The 20082-nt window shown below is 70.7% G+C and carries 22 protein-coding genes, 1 tRNA gene and 1 pseudogene; 4 read left to right on the top strand and 20 right to left on the bottom strand.

What is annotated here, in order from left to right; translation table 11 throughout:
• Positions 1-28: 28 nt before the first annotated feature.
• Positions 29-577 (bottom strand): DNA-binding protein, encoded by a 549-nt coding sequence (locus V1460_RS00525; RefSeq protein ID WP_338671455.1) that lies wholly within the window; start codon positions 575-577, stop codon positions 29-31.
• Between the two features lie 143 nt (positions 578-720).
• Here V1460_RS00525 and V1460_RS00520 point away from each other — a divergent pair.
• A tRNA-Ala gene (locus tag V1460_RS00520) sits at positions 721-793 on the top strand.
• A 443-nt stretch (positions 794-1236) separates the two neighbouring features.
• Here V1460_RS00520 and V1460_RS00515 read toward each other — a convergent pair.
• The 16 genes from V1460_RS00515 to V1460_RS00440 form a co-directional block, all read right to left on the bottom strand.
• A complete protein-coding gene (locus V1460_RS00515) occupies positions 1237-2511 on the bottom strand; it encodes an ATP-grasp domain-containing protein (RefSeq protein WP_338671454.1) in 1275 nt (424 codons plus the stop codon).
• Positions 2508-2837, bottom strand: coding sequence for an antibiotic biosynthesis monooxygenase (locus tag V1460_RS00510; protein WP_338671453.1), 330 nt, complete (start codon positions 2835-2837; stop codon positions 2508-2510). The genes V1460_RS00515 and V1460_RS00510 overlap by 4 nt, the downstream gene beginning before the upstream one ends.
• The gene (locus V1460_RS00505) at positions 2837-3814 is read right to left on the bottom strand and encodes an NAD-dependent epimerase/dehydratase family protein (RefSeq protein WP_338671451.1); all 978 of its coding nucleotides are present in this window, start codon (positions 3812-3814) and stop codon (positions 2837-2839) included. The genes V1460_RS00510 and V1460_RS00505 overlap by 1 nt, the downstream gene beginning before the upstream one ends.
• Before the next feature lie 54 nt (positions 3815-3868).
• The gene (locus tag V1460_RS00500; RefSeq protein ID WP_338671450.1) at positions 3869-5098 is read right to left on the bottom strand and encodes an MFS transporter; all 1230 of its coding nucleotides are present in this window, start codon (positions 5096-5098) and stop codon (positions 3869-3871) included.
• Positions 5095-6435, bottom strand: a complete 1341-nt coding sequence (locus tag V1460_RS00495; protein WP_338671449.1) for a hydrolase — start codon at positions 6433-6435, stop codon at positions 5095-5097. The genes V1460_RS00500 and V1460_RS00495 overlap by 4 nt, the downstream gene beginning before the upstream one ends.
• Entirely contained in the window at positions 6432-7685 is a 1254-nt protein-coding gene (locus V1460_RS00490; RefSeq protein ID WP_338671448.1) for an ATP-grasp domain-containing protein, read from the bottom strand. Before V1460_RS00490 ends, V1460_RS00495 begins: the two co-directional genes overlap by 4 nt.
• Positions 7686-7733: 48 nt before the next feature.
• Complete coding sequence (locus V1460_RS00485; protein ID WP_338671447.1) at positions 7734-8726, bottom strand: transketolase; 993 nt, start codon at positions 8724-8726, stop codon at positions 7734-7736.
• A complete protein-coding gene (locus tag V1460_RS00480; RefSeq protein ID WP_338671446.1) occupies positions 8723-9553 on the bottom strand; it encodes a thiamine pyrophosphate-dependent enzyme in 831 nt (276 codons plus the stop codon). Before V1460_RS00480 ends, V1460_RS00485 begins: the two co-directional genes overlap by 4 nt.
• Positions 9553-11400, bottom strand: a complete 1848-nt coding sequence (locus V1460_RS00475) for a M20/M25/M40 family metallo-hydrolase (RefSeq protein WP_338671445.1) — start codon at positions 11398-11400, stop codon at positions 9553-9555. Before V1460_RS00475 ends, V1460_RS00480 begins: the two co-directional genes overlap by 1 nt.
• The gene (gene argC / locus V1460_RS00470) at positions 11397-12461 is read right to left on the bottom strand and encodes an N-acetyl-gamma-glutamyl-phosphate reductase (protein WP_338671444.1); all 1065 of its coding nucleotides are present in this window, start codon (positions 12459-12461) and stop codon (positions 11397-11399) included. The genes V1460_RS00475 and argC overlap by 4 nt, the downstream gene beginning before the upstream one ends.
• Positions 12454-13773, bottom strand: a complete 1320-nt coding sequence (locus tag V1460_RS00465) for a DegT/DnrJ/EryC1/StrS family aminotransferase (protein WP_338671443.1) — start codon at positions 13771-13773, stop codon at positions 12454-12456. Before V1460_RS00465 ends, argC begins: the two co-directional genes overlap by 8 nt.
• Positions 13770-14396, bottom strand: a complete 627-nt coding sequence (locus tag V1460_RS00460; protein WP_338671442.1) for a DegT/DnrJ/EryC1/StrS family aminotransferase — start codon at positions 14394-14396, stop codon at positions 13770-13772. The genes V1460_RS00465 and V1460_RS00460 overlap by 4 nt, the downstream gene beginning before the upstream one ends.
• A 79-nt stretch (positions 14397-14475) precedes the next feature.
• Positions 14476-15354, bottom strand: a complete 879-nt coding sequence (locus V1460_RS00455; RefSeq protein WP_338671441.1) for a RimK family alpha-L-glutamate ligase — start codon at positions 15352-15354, stop codon at positions 14476-14478.
• The gene (locus V1460_RS00450) at positions 15351-15539 is read right to left on the bottom strand and encodes a lysine biosynthesis protein LysW (RefSeq protein ID WP_338671440.1); all 189 of its coding nucleotides are present in this window, start codon (positions 15537-15539) and stop codon (positions 15351-15353) included. The genes V1460_RS00455 and V1460_RS00450 overlap by 4 nt, the downstream gene beginning before the upstream one ends.
• A gap of 16 nt (positions 15540-15555) precedes the next feature.
• Complete coding sequence (locus tag V1460_RS00445) at positions 15556-15690, bottom strand: hypothetical protein (RefSeq protein ID WP_338671438.1); 135 nt, start codon at positions 15688-15690, stop codon at positions 15556-15558.
• A gap of 98 nt (positions 15691-15788) precedes the next feature.
• On the bottom strand, positions 15789-15938 hold the full coding sequence (locus V1460_RS00440) for a hypothetical protein (RefSeq protein WP_338671436.1): 150 nt from the start codon (positions 15936-15938) through the stop codon (positions 15789-15791).
• A 214-nt stretch (positions 15939-16152) separates the two neighbouring features.
• On the opposite strand from V1460_RS00440, the gene V1460_RS00435 reads away from it, so the two are divergent.
• The 3 genes from V1460_RS00435 (at position 16153) to V1460_RS00425 (ending at position 18304) form a co-directional block, all read left to right on the top strand.
• A complete protein-coding gene (locus V1460_RS00435) occupies positions 16153-17157 on the top strand; it encodes a LuxR C-terminal-related transcriptional regulator (protein ID WP_338671435.1) in 1005 nt (334 codons plus the stop codon).
• Positions 17158-17240: 83 nt separating this feature from the next.
• Positions 17241-17786, top strand: a complete 546-nt coding sequence (locus V1460_RS00430; RefSeq protein WP_338677836.1) for a Uma2 family endonuclease — start codon at positions 17241-17243, stop codon at positions 17784-17786.
• A 74-nt stretch (positions 17787-17860) separates the two neighbouring features.
• Positions 17861-18304: a DUF6344 domain-containing protein gene (locus V1460_RS00425; protein ID WP_338671434.1), complete on the top strand. Its 444-nt coding sequence runs from the start codon at positions 17861-17863 to the stop codon at positions 18302-18304.
• A gap of 51 nt (positions 18305-18355) precedes the next feature.
• Here the strand turns inward: V1460_RS00425 and V1460_RS00420 are convergent.
• From V1460_RS00420 to V1460_RS00410, 3 genes and pseudogenes are all read right to left on the bottom strand, one after another.
• Positions 18356-18940: pseudogene (locus V1460_RS00420) on the bottom strand (DUF5324 family protein); the annotation flags it as partial.
• Positions 18941-18973: 33 nt separating this feature from the next.
• Entirely contained in the window at positions 18974-19591 is a 618-nt protein-coding gene (locus V1460_RS00415) for a transposase (RefSeq protein ID WP_338671433.1), read from the bottom strand.
• Positions 19501-20043, bottom strand: coding sequence for a winged helix-turn-helix domain-containing protein (locus tag V1460_RS00410; RefSeq protein ID WP_338671432.1), 543 nt, complete (start codon positions 20041-20043; stop codon positions 19501-19503). The genes V1460_RS00415 and V1460_RS00410 overlap by 91 nt, the downstream gene beginning before the upstream one ends.
• Between the last annotated feature and the right edge of the window lie 39 nt (positions 20044-20082).

Below are 20082 nucleotides of genomic sequence, written 5' to 3'. Positions count from 1 at the left end.
GGGGCGTCGGCGCCCCCGGACCGCGTACTCAGTGCTGGTGCGACTCGTAGTGGGCGACCGCGTCAGCCGTGCGCCCGGCGCCGTACACCTTGAGGAACTCTGCCAGCTCCGGATGCGTCGTCGCGAGAGTGTCCGCCGCGTCGATGATGTCGCCGGCCGCCGCCACCGACCGCAGCAGCGACTGGATCTCGCGGACCACACGCCGCACGGTCGGTGCGCCGGAGCTGTTGGTGGTCTGCCCGGTGCTGGTGAGGACGGACCCGCCCTGCGACTTCTTGATCTCGTCCATCCGGTCCGTGGCCTCGGCCGCGCTGATACTGCCGTCGGCCACCTGCCCGGCGAGCTCCTGCAGGGCTTGGACGCGCTGGACCACCGCGGGATTGCCGATCTTGGCCCGCTGTCCGCTCATCAGCTGGGAGAGCATCGGAGCGGACAGCCCGAGCACTGCCGCGAGTCGCGCCTGGTTCAGCCCCAGATCGTCGATCAGCCGTCGGAAAAGCGCCCCCAGAGGCTCTCCGTACCAGCTGCGCTGAAGCTCTCTGGCTCTCGCGGTCGTGTCCTGCTGTGCTGCGTCCATGTGCGTCTCCCCATCGCGCTTCCCCATGCGTCGGCTTCGCTGCCGCGAACCTGACGAGCATCCTACGGAGAGTGGTCGGATACCGGGAGTCCCAATCCTTTTGCAGGATCAGGGGGGTGACCCGGTACTCTGTTCCCTGTTCCGGGGCCTTAGCTCAGTTGGTAGAGCGCTGTCTTTGCATGGCAGATGTCAGGGGTTCGACTCCCCTAGGCTCCACTGTCAAATGCCATCTGACCTGCGGAAACGCAGTTTCAGAGGGATTCTTTCGTGCCCGCTGGTAGGCACATCGGTGTCCACCGGAGGTGGGAGAGACCTGGGATCCCACGGATTCGTTGGATCTTGTCTCCCCCGTGGATCCCCTGGGACCTGCGTGGTGAGGGGTGTCGGAGGAGCTGCGGCGCAGGCGAGGACAACGTCGCCGCGCAGGGGTCCGGGGGCGGTGGCGCGGACGACTGCGACCATCATGGCCGCGATGCCGCTCTTCATGTCGAAGGCATCGCGGCCGTACATCCTGCAGTCGCCTTGACCGGCGGCGGGCGCCACCTCCCTCGTGCCAGCGGTCGATCGGGAGGATCACAGTGCTCAGACGTGGGCTCAGGGTCCCGAGCCCACGTCCGTCGCACCTCGTGCATCCCTGTGTGTCCTTCGTGTCTCGTGCCTCAGGACTTGGGCGTCACGTGGAAGCGGATGGCCGCCGCCAGTTCCTCGCAGCGGCCGACGGCGTCCGCGCGGGTGGCCGCCGTCGCGAAGACGTAGCCCTTGTCGCTGGCGAGGAGGGAGTCCATGGAGGCGGTGCGGTCGCCGACGTGCTTGGCGAGGACCACGCCCTCGTCGGCGCCGGTGAAGTCCTTCAGGTACGGGATCATGTGCGGCGGTGTGGTGCCCTTCGGGACCCAGCGGACCGGCACCGACAGCTCGTCCACGCCGCTGATCGCGGTGATCACGCCCGCTTCCGCGTCGAGGAAGCGGATCGCGGCGCCGAGCTTCGGCTCCGGGGCCTCCTCAGGGAGCCGATCGATTCCCAGAGGGACGGTGAGGAAGAGACGGGCCGGGTCCCAGCCGGTGGAGCGGTTGACCATCTCGGGGATGCCGGCGCCCGAGAGCCGGTTGTGTGTCTCCAGGAGGCGCGGGCCGTTCGGGGTGAGCACGAACTCGCTGTGCGAGGGGCCGTCGGTGAGGCCCACCGCGTCCAGGACGCCGGCGGTCACCGTGTGGATCTCGTCCCGGAAGGGCGAGGCCTGGTCGCTGGAGACGCTGCACTCCCACTCGACGAAGTGCTCGTTCACCTTGTACTCGCAGATGCCGAGGACCACATGCCGGCCTTGGTGCGAGAAGGCCTCGACGCTGACGACCGGGCCTTGGAGGAACTCCTCGGCGAGGACGCCGCCGTAGCCGAAGTCCGCCACGGCCTTCACCGCCGCCGTGGCCTCCTCGGGCGTCTCCACACGGTGGATGTGGAGGCTGCCGGCGCCCTTGCCCGGCTTGAGGACGATGGGGCCGCCGACCTCCGCCAGGAACGCGACCGCTTCGGCCTCGTTCTCGACGATCCGGTGGCGGACCGGGCTCAGCCCGTGGCGGTCGAGGGCGGCGCGGGTCAGTGCCTTGTCCTGGATGATTCGGGAGACCTCGGGGTCGGTGCCGGGCAGGCCGAGCTTGGCGTTGACCTCGCCGACGGGGACGGCCGCGAGTTCGGTGGTGGTGAGGATGAACTCGAAGGGGTTCTCCTCGTGCAGCGGCTGAAGGAGGGCGAGGAGTTCGCTGGTGTCGGTGATGTCGCCGGTGACGATCGTGGAGACGTGCTCCTCGGCCTCGGCGCGGTCGAACTGGCCCTCCGTGTGGACGAGGGTGACGTCGATGCCGAGCTCGCGGGCGCCGTGCACGGGGGCGGGGCGGCCGCCGACGACGGCGATGCGGCGCGGGCGCGGGGTGGTCATGCGGTCGCTCCTTCGGTGGTGGTCGTAGTGGTACGGGTATGGCCCAGGGGGGTGCTCGGGTGCACCTCGCGCTCGATACGCGGCAGGATCTCGGGAAGGTAGATGTCCCGGATGGCGGACTCGTCGCCGTGCTTCTCCCAGTGCTCGCGGCTGGCCCAGCGCTCGACGAGGACGAACCGGCCGGCCGCCTCGTGGGACTGGTACGCCTCCCAGCTCACACAGCCGTTCTCGGCGAGGCAGACCGGGCGCATCCGGGTGAGGGCGTCGGCGACCGGGGCGATGTCCTCGGGGGTCCTGGTGTCGATGATGACGATGAGGTCGAACATCACTGTTCCTTGCCTTCCTGAGCTTGCTTGGGATCCTGGGCTACTCCGGCGCTGGTCCGGGCAAGTTCGGGGAGCCACTCGGCGATCGGCGGGAACCGGTGGCCGAGCGCGACGAGCCGGTCGGTCGTCACGCCGAAGTCGACGGGGAAGGAGTACGGGGACAGGGCCGGGTCGCCTGCCGGGTCGTCCTTCTCCGTGACGGTGGCGCGGAGCCCGGTGGCCCGTTCCACAGCCGTGATCACGTCGTGCGGGCCGGCGCTGTCGGGGGAGGCGACGTTGACGGTGCCGGTCGCGTCGGAGACGGCGGCCCAGGCCAGGAAGCGGGCCGCGTCCTCGGCCCGTACCAGCGAGGTCTGTCCGGGCTTCGCGTGAACGGTGATCGGCCTGCCCGCGACGACCCTGTCGTGGTGGAAGCGGAACCTGCCGGTGAAGTCGCCCTCGGCGGCGAGGACATGGGAGACGCGGGCCACCAGGACCGGCACCTGGGCAGTCCGGACGAGCGCGGCCTCGGCCTGCCGCTTTCCCTCGCCGTAGTTCTCCTCCAGGTACGACATGTCGAGCCAGGGCAGGTCGGTGTCGTAGTCGTACGCGGCGGGGTCGAGCTCGTCCTCGTGGGCGAGGACACTGATCGGCGGGGCCGGGATCCGCCAGCGGAAGGTGTCCTTGTTGTAGACCTCGATGGTGCTGGTCAGGACGATCTTTCCGGCTCGGCTGCCGAAGGCGCGGGCCGCCTCGACCGCCGCGTTCGGCGTGTAGCACATCTGGTGGATGACGGCGTCGAAGCGCTCGCCGGCCACCGCCTCGGTGAGCTCGCCCGGCCGGTTGACGTCGGCGCGCAGTCGTCGGACCGATTCGCCGAAGGGGTCCGGGGTGCGGCCCCGGGTGACCAGGGTGACGCGGTGGCCCTGGTCGAGCAGCTCACGGACGAGGATCTTCCCGAAGTACCGGGTCCCGCCCACGACACAGATGTCGGCCATCTGTTCCTTCTCCTTGGTTTCTTGTCGCTTGCCGCCCGCGGAGGGCCGGGGTGGCTAGGCGGCGGCCTTCTCGCGTTCCGGGGCGCCGGACGCCGGGGCCGGAGCCGTCTCCTCGTCGCGGCCCACCAGGCAGACCACGGCGCAGCCCGCCGCCACGGCGGCCGTCACATACCAGTTCACGCCGGGCAGACCGGTGTTCCGGGCCAGGTCGAAGAGGACGCCGGCCGACAGCGAGCCGACCATGTTGCCGGCGCTGCGGAAGAAGTGCATGGCGCCCATCGCCTTGGCAAGCCGGTCCTCGGGGACCTTGCGGGCCACCCAGATGTCGAAGGAGGGCACGAAGAGAATCTCGCCCAGGACGACGACGAAACAGCCGACGACGATCCACGGGACGCTCCGGCCGGCCCCGAAGGAGAGGAAAGCGGCGGTCATCCCGGCCAGGCCGATCGCCATGACGGCGCCCGGGCGCAGCCGCTTGATCAGGAGGGTGAAGACCGGGTACTGCAGCGCGAGCACGGTCAGGCCTGTGATCCAGAACGGCGCGGAGGGGGCCCAGTCGGCCGCGTACCGTTGCATGTGGAGCGGGATGCCGACGACGAAGCCGATGGAGAGGAACCAGAAGACCGCCGACAGGAGGAAGTAGCGGGTGGCGCCGCGTACTTCGATGCCCCTGAAGACGGCGGTGCTGAACAGCGCGGGACGCCGGCCGTCCGTCGCGGCGGGGGGCTCCCCGAAGCCGGCCTTCGGGATGAAGAAGGAGGCCACCAGGCAGTACGCCATGAAGAAGGCGAAGACCAGGGAGAAGAGGGTCCGCAGGTCGAGCCCGATGACGAGACCGCCGAGCAGGGCGCCGCCGAACAGGCCCATCTGGCCGAACATCTGGAAGGTCGAGAACGCCTTGGGGCGCTCGTCGTCCGGGAACGCCATGAGGACGTTCTTCAGGCCAGGGAAGGAGGTCCCGGAGCCGAAGCCGATGAAGAATCCGAGTGTGCCGTAGATGGCGAGCTCGTCGACGAAGCCCATCAGACCCAGGGCGACGGCCTCGGTCGCGGTGCCGAGGAAGACGGCGCCGCGGACCCCGACGCGGGCCGCGATCCCCTCGTAGAAGAAGGTCGCGAGGAGCCGGCCGACATACGTCATGCACATCACGACGCCCGCCCAGAAGCCGCTGCCGGTGCCGCCGAGCGTGGCGACGAGGACGGGGAACCAGATGAAGCTGCCGGTGTTGGCGAGCAGGATTCCGGCGTTGACGCCGATGAGCGCCCGCCGGCGGTCGGTGGTCACAGTGCGGCCTTCCCCTTCGAGTCGTTCGAGCGGAGCTCCGCGATGGCGTGCGCGAGGGCCGGGCGGTCGACGGGGACGCCCTGGACGACGGTGGCCAGCGGCAGGGCCGACAGGGGCCGGCCGGGAGCGTGCAGGTTGTAGGTGGCGCTCGCGCCGACGGTGAGCGGGTGGCGGCTGGAGCGGTTGCCGCTCATCTCGTCGAAGTAGCGGCGGCCGCCGACGGTCGCCTGGTGGCGCAGGGCCTCGGCGAGCGCCCGGTCGGTGTCGTCGCCGCGCAGGGCGTCGAGCTCACCCAGGAACGAATAGCCGTGGTACGCACCGAGGTTGCCGGCGTCGGTGCCGATCAGCAGGTTGCCCTGGCGGAGCGATGCGAGCGCGTTGTTCCGCATGTCGCGGAGGGCGGCGGTCCGGGTTTCCTGGCAGCCGTACTCGATGCCGAAGGGCTTCTCGATCCTCTCGACGTACTCCAGGTTGTACGGGTCCTGGGTCTCGCGGAAGCCCTCGCGGCCGTACTCGGTGAGGAAGTCCTCCTGGCTCATGATCATCGAGCGGAGGCCGGCGAGGGTGGAGACGAACCGCGCCCCGGCGAGGCCCTCCCACTCGGTGGGGGTGAGGGTCTTGTCGCGGACCGAGTGGGCGAAGAGCCGGAAGCCGCACGCGTAGGCGAAGAGGGTCTCCTCCAGGGTGTTGCAGTCGATGACCGCGGTCACCCCGCGTTCGGCGGCGATCTTCGCGGTGAGCCGCATGACCCGCTCGGAGAGCCGGGAGAAGCGGACCGGGCTGCCGGGCTGCTCGGTGCCGTCCGTGAACATCACCTTGAGGAAGGTGCCGCCGCGCTCGGTGTTGGAGCGCAGGGCGTGGTCCAGATCGGCCTCGACGGAGATCAGGTGGACGGGGGCCGGGAACTCGACGCCGTGGCCGCTGAGTCCGGCGGCGTTGGTCACCGCCGTCACCGCGTAGCCGCAGTGCACGAGCTCGGGGTACGGCCACGGGGAGGCGGCCCGGCCGGCCTCCCAGTCCTCGGCGAGGAGGGGGTAGCCGAACATGTCCACGATGTGGGTGACCCCGTGGTACAGGTACTGCAGGGCCGTGATCCGGGGATCGTCGACCGTGTCGTCCCAGTTCGGGGGGAGCGAGATGTGGGCGTGGGTCTCGGTGTAGCCGGGCCACAGCTCGGTCTCGGCGCCCGTACGGGCCGCGCCGGTGACCTTGAAGGCGGTGAAGACACCGTCCTCGGAGGTCACGTCGTACACGGCGGTGGGGTCGAGGGACGGGACGGCCACCCCGCGCTCGACGACGCGGCCCGGCTCCGTTCCGAAGTGGGCGGGGGTGTTCATCGGGCGACCTCGACGCGCATCTTCAGGTCGATCCGGTCCAGGCCCTCCTCGCAGCGCTTGTTGACCTCGTCGCGGTCGGCGCCGGTGAAGATGATGTGGCCGATCCAGTCGAAGTTGCTCTTGGAGAGCCGCGCCACGTCCGTGCCCGGCTTCTTGTACGCCTGCGCGCTGTGGAAGCCGGGGACCCCGGAGAGCGCGTCGAAGCCGATGGACTCGACGGTGCCGGCGATGGGGGCGCCGAACCAGTGGCCACCGGCCGTGGTCCTCCCCGGGAAGGGCAGCTCGGGGCGCTCGCCCAGGGCCTGGCGGATGACCTGGAGGTAGGTGTCGACGCCCGAGGAGATCTCCATCAGGGTCGGCACGATGCCGCCGACCAGGCGACCGTTGACCTCGCACAGGACCGGGCCGTCCGGGCCGAGCAGGAACTCGGTGTGGATGAAGCCGAAGTCGATGCCGAGCTCCTCCAGGACCTTGGTGGTCGTGGCGAAGAGCTCCTCCTGGAGCGGGTGGCCGTCGAAGTAGGTGGCGCCCATCTCGATGAAGTACGGGAAGCCGCTCAGCGGGCGGTCGGTCACGCCGAGGTTGACGATCTCGCCCTTGCCGAGCACACAGGACTCGACGGAGATCAGCTCGCCGGGCACGAACTCCTCGATGAGGATGTCCGGGATGCGTACGACTCCGCGACCATAGTCGACGACGTCGGCCAGCTCGGCCAGGTAGGCGATGAGGTCGTCCTCGTCCTTCAGGTGCAGGACGTGGAGGCTGGCCGTGCCGTCCGAGGGCTTCACGACGCAGGGGAAGCCGACCTCGCGGACCGCGGCCTCGACCTTCGTCACGTCGGAGACGTGGGCGAAGCGGGGCTGGCGGACGCCCGTGCCGTCCAGGGTGAGGCGGGTGAGGTGCTTGTGACGGGCGTTGCGGGCGCCGTCGACGCTCATGCCTGGCAGGCCGAGTGCCTGCGCCACGGCGGCGGTGTGAATGGTGTGGTACTCGCTGTAGGTGGTGACGCCGTCGATCGGGCGCTCGGCATGCAGCTTGGTGGCGAGGGCGATCAGCTCGTCGATGGAGAAGGCCTGCTCGCTCTTGACCACCCGGCAGTTGGGGTGGGCGTAGGCGGCCTCGGCGAGCGGGGAGACGGCGAGGTAGAAGTCCGGGTCGACCGAGACGAGGGTGACCTCGTGGCCGAGCTCCAGGGCGCCGGCGACGCCGGCGATGCCGTTCGGATTGCATTCGATCATGAGGATATGCATGAGGGACTCCCGGATTCTGAGAAGGGTGACGGCTGGGCGGGCGGTGCTTCAGACGGCGGTGGCGAGGGCCCGGCCCGCGGTGCGCGCCCGGTGGACCGCGCCGAACACGGCGGGCAGGTCGATGCCGAGCGAGGCCATGACCTCCTCGTGGTCACCGCCCTGGGCGGGCCAGCTCCGGTCCGCCGCCACGCCGGTGACCTCGTGGGCGGGCAGCAGCAGGGCCAGTGCCTCGGCGGTCCCGCCCTGCGCGCGGTGCTCCTCGATCACGACGAACTTCCGGTGGTACGCGCCGAGTTCGACGGCGGAGCGGGCGAGGTTCTCATGGTCCACGTACACCAGGTGGGCGTGCGAGACTCCGTGCAGGGCCTGGCGCGCGGCGAGCGCGAGCCGGGTGCCTTCCTCGCCGACCGAGACAAGGCAGACGTCGTCGTTGCCGGAACGGGACTCCCAGCGGACGGGCGGGAGTTCGGCGCCGTCCTGCTCGCCGTCCCAGGGGAGGGAGACGTATGCGGCATTGCGGCCGGTCCGGATGTAGTGCGGTTCCCCGGAGCGGACGGCGGCCCGGACCACGGCCCGCATCTCGGCCTCCCCGTAGGGTGCGGCGATGGTGACGCCCGGGATGCTCCGCATGACCGCGAGGTCCTCCAGGCAGTGGTGGGTGGTGCCGAACCAGGCCCCGGACACCCCCGCGTACGGCGCGACGACGGTCACGCCCGCGGCGAGGTAGCCGAGCGTCAGCTTCAGGCTCTCCGCCGCCCGGAGCACCGCGAACGGCGCGAAGGTGCTGACGAAGGGCTTGTAGCCGGAGGCCGCGAGCCCCGTCGCCATGTCGACCATGGCCCCCTCGGCGATGCCGAGGTTGAAGAAGCGGTCGGGGTGGGCGGCCTGGAAAGGGTGGCCCTTGCCGCCGAGGTCCGCCTCCAGGCAGACGACGGCGGTGTCCTTGGCGGCGAGCCGGGTGAGCTCGGCGCGGTAGGCGTCCCGGCCGGGGAGCGGCGCCGGGGTCTCCGGCGCGGGAGCCTCCTGGGCGGTGGCGGTCATCGGATGGCTCGCTTCCACTTGGCGGCACGGGTGGCGTCGATGGTCACGTAGTGGCAGCCGGCCTTCCCCTGTACGGCGGGGACACCCTTGCCCTTGACTGTGTCGGCGATGACAGCGAGAGGCCGGCGCTCGGCCGTGCGGTCGCCGGCGAGGATCGCGATGAGCGCCGCCAGGTCGTGTCCGTCGGTGTGGACGGTCTCGAAGCCGAAGGCCTCGAATCGCTCGGCGAGCCGGGGCAGCGGCGAGATGTCCTCGACATAGCCGTCGTTCTGGCCGCCGTTGCGGTCGACCACGAGGACGAAGTTGCCGAGGCCCTGGGCCGCCGCGACCTGGGCGGTCTCCCAGACCAGGCCCTCCTGGAGCTCACCGTCGCCGGCGACGGCGATGCCGAGTCCGCCGTGGCCGCCGAGGCGGCGGGCGAGCGCCCAGCCGGCGGCGTACGGGACGCCGTGGCCGAGACTGCCGGTCGGGAAGCGGACGCCGGGGACCTTGGGGCCCGGGTGCCCGGTGTAGGGCTGGTCGGCCCGTCCGTACAGCGGCGCCGGGTTCTCCGGCAGGATCCCGCTGACGTACAGGGCCGCGTAGAGTCCGGCGGCCGCGTGGCCCTTGCTGAGGACCACCTCGGTGCCGTCCCCGGCCGAGGCCCGGTGCAGGGCCGCGATCAGGATGTCGAGGACCGAGAGGCTGCCGCCGAGGTGGCAGCCGCGCGGGCTCGCCGCCATGTCGACGACGAGGCGCCGGGCCTCGACCGCGCGGGCGGCGAGGGCGGCGACGACCTCGTCGCCGGTGGCCTGTGTCTCCGCGGGGGCGTCGAGCAGGACGGTCATCAGTGGCTCCCCTCGGGCAGGGCGAACCAGCGGTTGACCGCGTCCGCCAGGAGCGAGCGGGCCGTGCGGTACTCCATGCCGCCGATCCGCTCCTCGTCGGTGTGGTCGAGCGCGGAGTCGCCGGGCCCGTACGCCACCATCGGCACGTTCTGCCACGTGGTGGCCAGCGTGTTCATGTCCGAGGTGCCCTTCTTCACCACGAACCGGGGCCGGACCCCGGCCTCGGCGAACGCCCGTGTGAAGACCTTGACCAGAGAGCTGGAGCGCCCGCCGGCGTAGCCGGGGGTGGCCCGCAGCACCTCGACGGTCACCCCGTCGCGGGGGCCGAGCGCGGCGGTGCGCAGCTCGGCGAGGTCGGCCGAGGGCGGCACCCGGAAGTTGAGAGTGCCGGTGGCGCGGTGCTCCTCGCGGCCGGTCTCGCAGGTGATGTCGATGACCGCGCTGAGCGCCTCGGGTGCTTTCGCGAGGACTGCCTCACGGATCCCGCCGAGGGCGCGGATCAGCACGTCGGGGGCGGAGACCGCGTCCATGCCGGCCGAGTGGCCGCTGGAGACGGCTGCCGTCACCCGGAGCTTGAATAGCCCGAAGTAGCCGAGGGTCAGCTTTTGCGAGCCGCTGGGCTCGCCGATGACGACCGCGTCCGCCGGGTAGTGATCGCGGACGTGGTAGGCGCCCTTGGAGGAGGAGATCTCCTCCTCGACTGCGCCGACCACGCACAGTCGGCCGTCCTCGGGGATGTCCGCGTGGGCGAGGACCTCCAGGAAGTTGGCGAGGCTGCCCTTGGCGTCCACGCTGCCTCGGCCCCACAGCTCGTCGTCGCGCCACTCGACCGGCCAGTGGTGGGGGACCGTGTCGAGGTGGCCCAGGAGGAGCAGGCGGCGCGGGCCGGTGCCGCGGCTGGCGACCAGGTTGCCCGCCTTGTCGATCTCGGCGGTCATGCCACGCTCGCGGCACCAGTCGGCGAGGAAGGCGGCGAGTTCGGCCTCGTCGCCCGAGACGGACGGCACGGAGACCGTCTTGGTCAGCAGGGCGAGGTCGGCCGCGGGCTCCTTGGCCCGCCAGAAGCGGGTCCAGCCGGTCGCGTCCGCCATGGTGTGCGGCCCGGTGATGGCGACGTCGGCGCTGCCCTCCAGGGCGATCTCGGCCGCGCGCACCTTCTGGCGCATGCGGCCGCCGGCGTAACGGGCGCCCTCCCCGGGGTAAACGTTGGCGAGGGTCGAGCCGGGGGCGGCCGGGTCGGTGAGGAGCCCGGCCGTGCCGGTGACCAGGCGCAGGTGGTCGGCGCCGAGCGCGTTGGCGAGGGTGGCGGCGAGGACGTCGGCGTCCACGTTGAGCGGGGCGCCGCCGTCCCGGTCGGCGACCGGGGGCGACAGGCAGACCACGTCGTACGTGTCGAGCAGCGCGGCGAGCCGCACGGCGTCGACGTCGGATGGGACGCCGGCGCGGTGGTCACGGACGACGAGGGTGCGGCCCTCGGCCGAGACCGCCTTAAGGGGGCGGTTGGCCCGGCCGGTGACCAGGCCGCCGCGGGCGGCGACGGCCGTGAACACCCCGAGGCCGAGGGCCTTCAGCTCGCGTTCGACGGCCGGGAGGGTGACCCGCTCGTAGGCGTCGACGAGATGGATCATCTCTTCCGGCGGGCAGTAGCGCACGGAGTCGCCGTTGGCCAGCGTCAGGTGCGGCATCGGGCGGCCGATGGCGGTGTAGTGGCACTTGATGCCGGTGGCGCCGCCGGCCACCAGGAGCACCCGGGCGTCACGGGCGACGAGGCCCGCGACCTCCTGGTGGATCGTGCCCCGGTCGAGGGTGGCGCTGCCGGCCTTGATCACGTAGAGCGGGCGGGTCACGGCGACACCGCCGTGGTGGGGAGCCCGGCCGTCTCGTCGAGACCGCAGATCAGGTTCATGGTCTGGATGGCCTGGCCGGCCGCGCCCTTGATGAGGTTGTCCAGCGCCGCGACGGCGACGACCTGGCCGTCGCGGACGGCGATGGCGACCTCGGCGACGTTCGAGCCGACGATGGCCTTCAGCATCGGGAAGTCCTGCGGCGCCTTGGGCGCAGGGCGGACCCGTACGAAGGGCTTGCCGACGTACGCCTTGGCGTAGGCCCGCTTGACGTCGAGGGCCGAGACCCCGGGGCGCAGCTTGGTGTACGCGGTGACCATGATGCCGCGCGCCACGTCCAGGCTGTGCGTGGAGAACCGCAGGTCGATTCCGGCGCCGGTGAAGTCCGCGAGGGCCTGGTGGATCTCGGGGGCGTGCCGGTGGCCGTACAGCTTGTGGACCCGGAAGTTGCCGGTGCGCTCGGCGGGCGGCTCGTCGCTGCCGCGGCCGCCGCCGGTGGAGCCGGTCTTGGCGTCGACGATGACCTGCTCGTTCACGAGGGACTCGGCGAAGAGCGGGTACAGGGCGTAGATGCTGGTGACGGCCATGCAGCCCGGAAGGCTGATGAACCGGCTCTCCGGTACCGAGGGACTCAGCTCCGGCACGAAGTACGCGAACTCCTCCAGCGGCGGGTGGGCCGCCGTCTTCGGGTAGTGCGTACCGATCTGCTTCGCGTCCCGCAGCCGGAAGTCGCCTCCGAGGTTGAGGACGCGCTTGGCGTGCGCGGCGATCAGCGGCAGTCGCTCGGGCAGCGCGCCGGTGGGCAGGCAGCCGAAGGCGACGTCGACCGGGTCGATGTCGGCGAGCTCGGCCAGCGGGCGGAACTTCAGGCCGGTGGCCTTGGGGTGGTTGCGGAGCCAAGGGTGGACGCTGCCGACGGCAGCGCCCGCGTTGCGTTCGGCGGAGAGGAAGGCCAGCTCGACCTGCGGGTGTTCGAGGAGGAGCCGGATGACTTCGCCGCCGGTGTAGCCGCTGCCGCCGATGACGGCGACGCGGACCCGGCCGGACTCGATGTCGTCAGCCAAGGCGGGCCGCCTTCTCATACGGACGCCGGTACTCGTTCGTCTCGACGAGCTTGCGGACGGCGTCGGGGCGATTGGCCACCTTGTGGAAGGCGTCGGCGTACCGCTGCACGCGCTCCCACTCGACCGGCGAGCGCAGCTCGCGGCAGAGGACGAGGGTGCTGTCGAGCATGCCGAGGGTGACCGGGAAGTCCTCCGGGCGGTGATCGCGCGCCGCCTGGGGGTTGAGCGAGAACGGGTAGCCGTTGCCGAAGCCGTCCCGGTGCGTGAAGGGCAGGTGGCAGGGGATCGGGGTGTTCTGCCACTCGCGGGCCGGCACGCCCTCGGCGACGAGGAGTTCGTGGACGGCCTCCTTGACCGCCCACACGGGCAGGTCGTCGAGGCCGACGGCCTCGGGGCGCAGCGCGATCCGGTACATGTTGTACGCGTGCACATGGCCATCCGGCACGTGCGGCGGCGTGAACAGGCCGGTGCGGGAGAGGGATTCGGCTAGGAGGCGTGCGTTGCGGGCGCGGATCTCGTCGTAGTACGGCAGTCGCTTGAGCTGGCTGGAGCCGAAGGCGGCGGCCACCCAGGACATGCCGTAGTCGATGCCGTGGCGGTCCAGGTAGGCGACGGCGCGCTCGTACGCATCCGCGGTGGAGAAGAAGGCGATGCCGCCCTCGCCGCCCAGCGGGAAGTTCTTGTCAGCCATCAGGCTCTGCCCGGCCGCGTCGCCGAAGGAGCCGGCGACCCGGTCGCCGATCTTCGCCGAGTGGGCGTGCGAGGCGTCCTCGACGAGGGCGAGACCGTGCTTGTCCGCGAGGGCGCGCAGCGCGGGCACGTCGGCGGGCAGACCGTGGACGTGGACCGGCATCAGGGCGCGGGTCCGCGGGGTGATCGCGGCGGCCGCGGCCTCGGGGGCCATGCAGTACGTGAGCGGGTCGATGTCCACGAAGACCGGGATCGCGTGGGCTGCGACGACCGCCTGCGCGGTGGCGATGAAGGTGAAGGCGGGGACGATCACCTCGTCGCCGGGCTGCACGCCGGCGCCGACGAGCGCCATGTGGAGGCTGGAGGTGCCGCTCGCGGTCGGCAGTGCGAACTCGGCGCCGACGTACTGGCGGTAGGTCTCCGCGAAGTCGGCGACGACCTTGTCGGGCGTCTGGCGCTGCGCCAGCATCAGGTTGAAGACGTCTTCCTTGGTGATGACCGGGAAGAGAGTGCGGCGCAGGGCCTTGGGGATCATCTCGCTGCCGCCGAGGGCGGCGAGCTCGTCCTCGATGTCTGCGGCGGAGGGCAGGGGGAGTGGCGAAGCCGGGAAGTCAGTGATCACGAGCGTGCTCCGGAGACGGCGGGGCGCGCCGCCTGGGTCAGGGCCATCCGTACGCAGGCGGCCACCAGGGGGCTGAGGCGGTAGTTGAACTGGACGCCGGGGATCAGGTCCGCGTCGGCCTCCTCCTGCGTCCACATCGTGCGCAGGTCGTAGGCGCCGAAGATCTTGAGACGCTCGGCGCGGTTCCAGACGTCCCGGTCGTCGGTGAGGACGGCTGCGGCGGGACCGAAGCCGAGGCCGGTCAGGTCCACGACCAGGGCGGGTGCGGTGGCGTCGGCGGCGAGTTCGCCGAGCCGGTCCGCGTTTGCCGTGTCGAGGGCCAGGTAGTCGTAGGCGGCGGGGCCGTCACCGGCGACGGTGACGCCGAGCCAGGCGAGAAACGCCGTCGTCTCCGCGTCCGTCCCGGCCAGGGAGATGGTGTCCCCGTGGCCGATGCCCTGGCCGGCGAGGGCGGCGTGCAGCGCCCCGGTGCGGCTGTTGAGCAGGACGGCATGGGCGCGACCGGTTTGCTTGGTGAGCAGCCGTTCCAGACCGGGGAGTTCCCGGTCGCTCTTCTCGATGCTCATGACCACGCCCGAGGTGAGGACGCGGGTGAGCACCGTTGCGGTGTCGAACAGTTCCATGGGGAGGTCTTCTCCGTCTTGTGCGGTCTACGGGTGGCCGGCGGCTTCGCGCGCGGGCGTGCGACGTACGGCGTGCGGCCTATGCGGCGGCGACGGCCGGGGCCGCGAGCTGCTGCGCGACGTACCCGGCGAGGTGGCCGGCCACGTTCACTCCGTGTACGGCGGAGGAGCGGGCGAATTCGGGGTTGGCGTTCACTTCGAGGACGAGGAGCTCACCGGTGGCCCGGTTCTCGACCAGGTCCACTCCGTAGAAGCCCTCGCCGAGGGCGTCGACGACGTGGCCGCAGAGCTTCTCGATCTCGGTGGTGAGCTCGACGCGCTCGACCTCGGCTCCGAGGTGGGTGTTGGTGCGCCAGTCGTCGGAGACGCGCTGGATCGCGACCACGGGCGTGCGGCCGACGACGATCACGCGCAGGTCGTGGCCGGGCTTGTCGACGTACTCCTGGACGACGACGGGGAACAGCTTCCCGCCGGCGTCGACGGACTCGCGGCCGCCGACCCAGGCCTCGACGCACTCGGAGCTGGTCAGCTTGGTGACTCCGCGTCCCCACGAGCCGCTGACCGGCTTCACGACCGCCGGCACCCCGAACTCGGCCGTGAGCTCGCGGACCTGTTCGTAGCTGAAGGCATGCCGGGTGACGGGATGCGGGATGCCGTGCCGTGCGAAGACAAGGGACTGCAATCCCTTGTCGTTGCACGTCTCGATGGTGGAGGCGCGGTTGAAGGTGGGGATCGCCGCGTGTTCGAGCCGGCGGGAGACGCTGATCGCGTCACGGTGGGAGAGGTTCCTGATCAGGGCTAGAGCGGGCGGGCCCGAACGGCCCGCCACCACCCCGGCCAGGTCCTCCATCAGCAACGGCTGGGCCGTCAGGCCCTCGTCCCGCAGCGCCCCGAGGAGAAGCTTCTCGTCGGGCCGCAGCATGGTGACCGAGAGCAGGACCTGGGCGTCGGAGGTCACTCGCCCCAGTCCTCCTCGACCTCCGGGGCGAGGTCGAGGCGCACGTCGGCCTCGGTCTTCTCTACCACCTCGTGCTCTTGGCCGCAGGCCGTGCATTCGGTGATCTCGCCCTTTTCCCAATCCGGCTGGACCTCGAAATCGGTGTCGCAGACGAGGCACTTCGGGGCCGCAATGGCGGTGGTCATTCTCTTTGCTCCTTTATCACTTGGGTATGCCGAAGATCCGGACGATGACGTTGTCCGTCAGGTCGGCGAAGGGCGCGTCGGTATGGGAGTGCGGCCGGACGGCGGTCAACGACACGTTGTGGCCGACGCGCCTGAAAGGCGTGATGAACACGTCATCACGGGTGTGAGGGAGGTGCGCGGGACGGGTCCCGGGGCGCGTGCAAGTCGGCCGTGGGCATGGGCCCGGCGCTCGATGGGGCCCGAGGGGGATCAGCCCCAGCCCGGGTCCTCCATGGAAGCGGTGCCGTCGGCGACGACGGAGTGGTCGGCTGAGGCGGGCGCGACGGCGGCGCCGACGATCACCGCGGAAGCCACCGAAAGGGCGGCCACGGCTCTGCTGAGAATCCTCTTGAACTTCATTCCCTATTCCCCCTGTCGATGAGGGTCGCCGTCCCTCCGGCAGCCCTGATGAAATCCTGCACCAGGGGGCAGGTTGCGGGAAGTCGCTCCTGGACGCATGATCATGCACTGCTGAAACCTGAAGGGGGGGCGTATGTGCCGTACGTCGGCTGCCGGGGAGGCCGGAGAACACACCGAGATCTGCGAAGAGGGGCGAAAGCTCTACAGTGCCGCCGTGACCAGCGGAGCGGTCGGCAGGGACGAGGCGCCGGAGTGCCTGACGATCCTCGGGCTCCTGGCACCCTCCACGGGGGATCCGGGCACACTGGTGCCCGTACCGCCCTCGGTCGCGACCACTGCACAGACATACCCGATGGAGCGGGCGATCCTGGCTCAGCAGCGGAAAATAGCCGAACTTCGCCGCACGATGTCCCAGGTCGATTCCATCTACCAGGAGGCCTGTCATGTCGGAGAGCCCAAGGTCCAGCGGCTCGCCGGCGCGTCGGTGATCAGTGCGGCCCTCGACGAGGCCACCTGCGGCGCCGACAGCGAGCTGCTGACCGCGCACCCGGGAGGGGGCAGGCCCAGGGAGATCCTCGAGGAGTCCCTCAAGCGGGTCGTACTCGCCCAGGAGCGGGGGGTCGTCCAGCGCACGCTCTACCAGCACACGGTACGGACCCACGCCCCGACGTTGGAGTACATCCGGACCGTCACCGCGGCCGGGGTCGAGGTGCGCACCCTCGACGAGGTCTTCGACCGGCTGATCGTGTGCGACCGGTCGACGGCGTTCATCCCGGACAAGGGTGGCGAGCGCAGCAACCACGCGATCGTCGTACGGGACGTGGGCGTCGTGCAGTTCTTCGTGTCCGTCTTCGAGCACGCCTGGGAGCGTGCCGAGCCGGTCTCCTTCAACCCGGACCAGCAGCGGCCCTCGCTGCTCACCGAGAAGACCAGGTTACGGGTGCTGCGGCTCATGGTCGACGGGTACACGGACGCGGCGATCGCCAGCCGTCTCGGCATGAGTACGCGGACGGTGGCGACGCACCTGAAGAAGACATCCGACCTGCTCGGCAGCAACAGCCGGGCACAGCTGGCCTACCTCCTGGCGCAGACCGGTCTCCTGGACAGCCCGCCGATCACGGATGCCGGAGCGGGAGCCGGAGCCGCCTTGGTCTCGGCGGGCAGGGCGTCGGGCGGCTGCACCTGCGAGAAGCACGGGGGTGAAGAGTACGAGTCCTGACCCGGTGGTCCGTGGGTGGCCCACGGCACGAACCGGATCCCTGACGAGGGCGACATCATCGACGGCTCCCTCGTCCCGGGCGGCTGGGCGCTGACCGCCGCCGAGGGCCCGGGGTACAACGATCCGCTCGCTGGTACGGGACTTCGCAGGGCAAGCGTTACAGCTTCGAGGACGTTCTGCTGATCGCGGAGGTGGTGTCGGTCTCCTCGGCCCGCAAGGACTACGACGACTGCACCGCCGAGTACGGCCGCTACGGCATCCCGGTCTATCTGGTCGTGGACCCGTACGCTCGGGAGGTAGTTGTCCACACCGAGCCCACCGGGAGGTCGCGTCCCGCGAGGTGGTGCAAGCGATCACACCCCGCGGCGGTGTGCGGTTGCGGGGTTCGGGGCGGGGCCTTCGTTCCTTTCCCATGCCGGCGCCGCGTCGCCGCCTTCGGACCAGTACGCCGACGTCGTCCCGGGTTGCGTGCGTCGTACGCGGGCGGTAGGAGGCGTACTCGCCCGCGGGGGCAAGGGATCCGGGGCCCGGGAAGGCCGGTGGGCGTGGTCGTGATCGTGGGGGCTGAGACAGGCGACGTAGACCATACGAGTGGTGTTGATCTGAAGATCGCTCGACTCGTGGCGTAGGTCCATGATTTTTCAAGATGCGTACAGATCATGAGGAAGGTATGTAAAACGCCCTACCTCGAAAGCGAGGGGTCATGGCCGCCGTCAAGGTCGCAAATCTGTGGACCGCCCTCATCTGCCTGTTCGCCGCGATGCTCGCCTCCCTGGGGCTGACCGGCACCGCATCCGCCGCCCGCAAGCGGCCCGTGTCGCCGATGCCCCTGGAGCCGACGGAGACGGAAGGTCACCGGGCCGCACTCCGGCCGCGGCGGCATACGGAGAAACAGACAGCGGCACCGGAACCGGCACATGCCACCGCTGACCCAGCGCGCCTGCCGAGCCAGCGAGCGGGTGGGCACAGCGGATCGCGGGACCGGTCGCTGCCGCCGACGATCAAGCAGCGGATCGGGGCAGAGGCACACGGGACCACGCCGTCGGTACGCCATCTCGCCGCGGAGCGGTACGGGTTGTCCGGGCCGGCCCTGCTTCAGGGTTCCTCGCCGCTCACCGGCGCCGCGCTCGCCAACGCGCCGGCATGAGGTGAGGCGCCGGGAAGCACTCCGCATCCCCGGCGCCCCATGGGACGAGTGTCAGCGACGGTCCTCGTCGTCAGAGCTGGAGCCCGCTTCTCCGGCGTCCTCGGCCTCCTTGGCCTCGACCTCCGGGTCGAGCACCGTCCGAGCTGTGAAGGACGCTCCGGAGTCCGCCGAGACCTCGGTGGGAGCCGGCGGTTCGACCAGCCAGTCGGGGTTGGCTTGCTTGTCCCACCACCGCCAGGCGGCGAAGAGCCCCAAGGCCACCACGGTGAGCAGCGCAGCGCCCTTGGCCGCGCGGCCCGTCTTCGCCCTCCGCTCGTGCTTCCGCACCAGCTTCCGGACTTCTTTCGCCGAGACCTGACCGCGCAGCGCGGCCAGGGCGGCTGTGGATCGGGCGGCGGCTTCCTGCCCCACGGGCTGGGCCACCGCGATGGCGTGCTCAAGACGCGGCTTCGTGTAGTCCGCGGTCTGGCGCGCGGTACTCCGGGTCATGACGGCGGCCCGGTGAGCTGCGATGTCGACTTTCGGCGGCACATGCGGGGCCAGATGGGCCCTGTACTGGGTACGGCACTGCTTACCGGCCTGATGGGCGGCACGGGAGACCCTGGGCGCGAGATAGACGCGGGCCTCTTGCGCATACTGAGGTTGAACTCGCGATAGCGGGCGGGTTGGTCATGGCGGTTCGATGAACAGGCCGGTCTCGGCGAGGCAGCCGTCAAGCAGGTGCGGGCGGTACTGGATCTTCTTCAGCTTGCGCTTCATGACGCGGACGAGGTGATCGAGGTTGGCGGCGGCGAAGTTCTCCAGCGACCGTTTGAGCAGCGACCACACTCCCTCGGCCGGGTTGAGGTCGGGAGCGTAGGAGGGCAGCTGGAACACCCTCAGCCACTCTTCGTTCTCCGCGATGAAGTCCGCGAGCTCGCCGGTCAGGTGGACATTCAGGTTGTCCCACACCCACACGATCGGGGTGCCGAGCTGGTGGTGCGCGAGCACGATCAGCTCGCGGTAGTCCCTCCAGGCGAAGCTCTTGCGCTCGCCCTTGCGTCCGCGCCAGACGTGCAGCCGGTAGAAGAAGTGCGGCCGGGCACCGGGCTTGAAGCACACGACGCCGGCCACCGAGGCCCGGCCCCGGTTGCTGCCGCGTACCCGCATCACCGGGGTCTGGCCGCGCGGCGCCCAGGTACGTCCCTTCGGCGGCCTCAGCCCCTGGCCCGCTTCGTCCTCGAAGCAGATGTAGGCGCCCAGGTCCGCCGCGGCACTTTTACCCGCGGCCACACCTCGTCCTTCCATACCTCGACCGCCTCGTCGTCCCGCTCGATCGCCCGGTGAGCGGGCACCTGCGCGGACCATCCGTGCCGCCGCAGCAGTTTCCACACACCCTGCACGGTGTAGCCGACGTGGAACATCCGCCCGATCAGCGTCTTGATCCGCACCAGTGTCCAGCCCTGGCCCTCGTCCCAGCCGTGCGCCAGCGGTCCCCGTGCCAGCTCCCGCTCCAGACGCTCCCACTGCCGGGGCGAGAGCCGCTCCACCGACATCGGCCCCTTGGAGCGCAGGGCGTCCAGGCCGCCCTCGCGCCAGGACCGGCGCCACTTCTCTACCTGCCGCTTGCCGACCCGTAACCCGGCCGCGATCTCAGCGGTCTTCTCACCCCGCCCGAACCGCGCGCCTGCCTCCAACCGCACCCGTTCCCGGGCCTGTTGCCCCTTCGGCGTCAGCCCGCCTCCCTGCGCGTACCTCATGAACCCGGCATACCGCAGGGATCACGAACTGTCACGACC

This window comes from Streptomyces sp. SCSIO 30461, from assembly GCF_037023745.1.
Lineage (GTDB): Bacteria > Actinomycetota > Actinomycetes > Streptomycetales > Streptomycetaceae > Streptomyces.
Note: the sequence above shows the minus strand (reverse complement) of the source record. Positions and strands in the feature narration are given on the sequence as shown.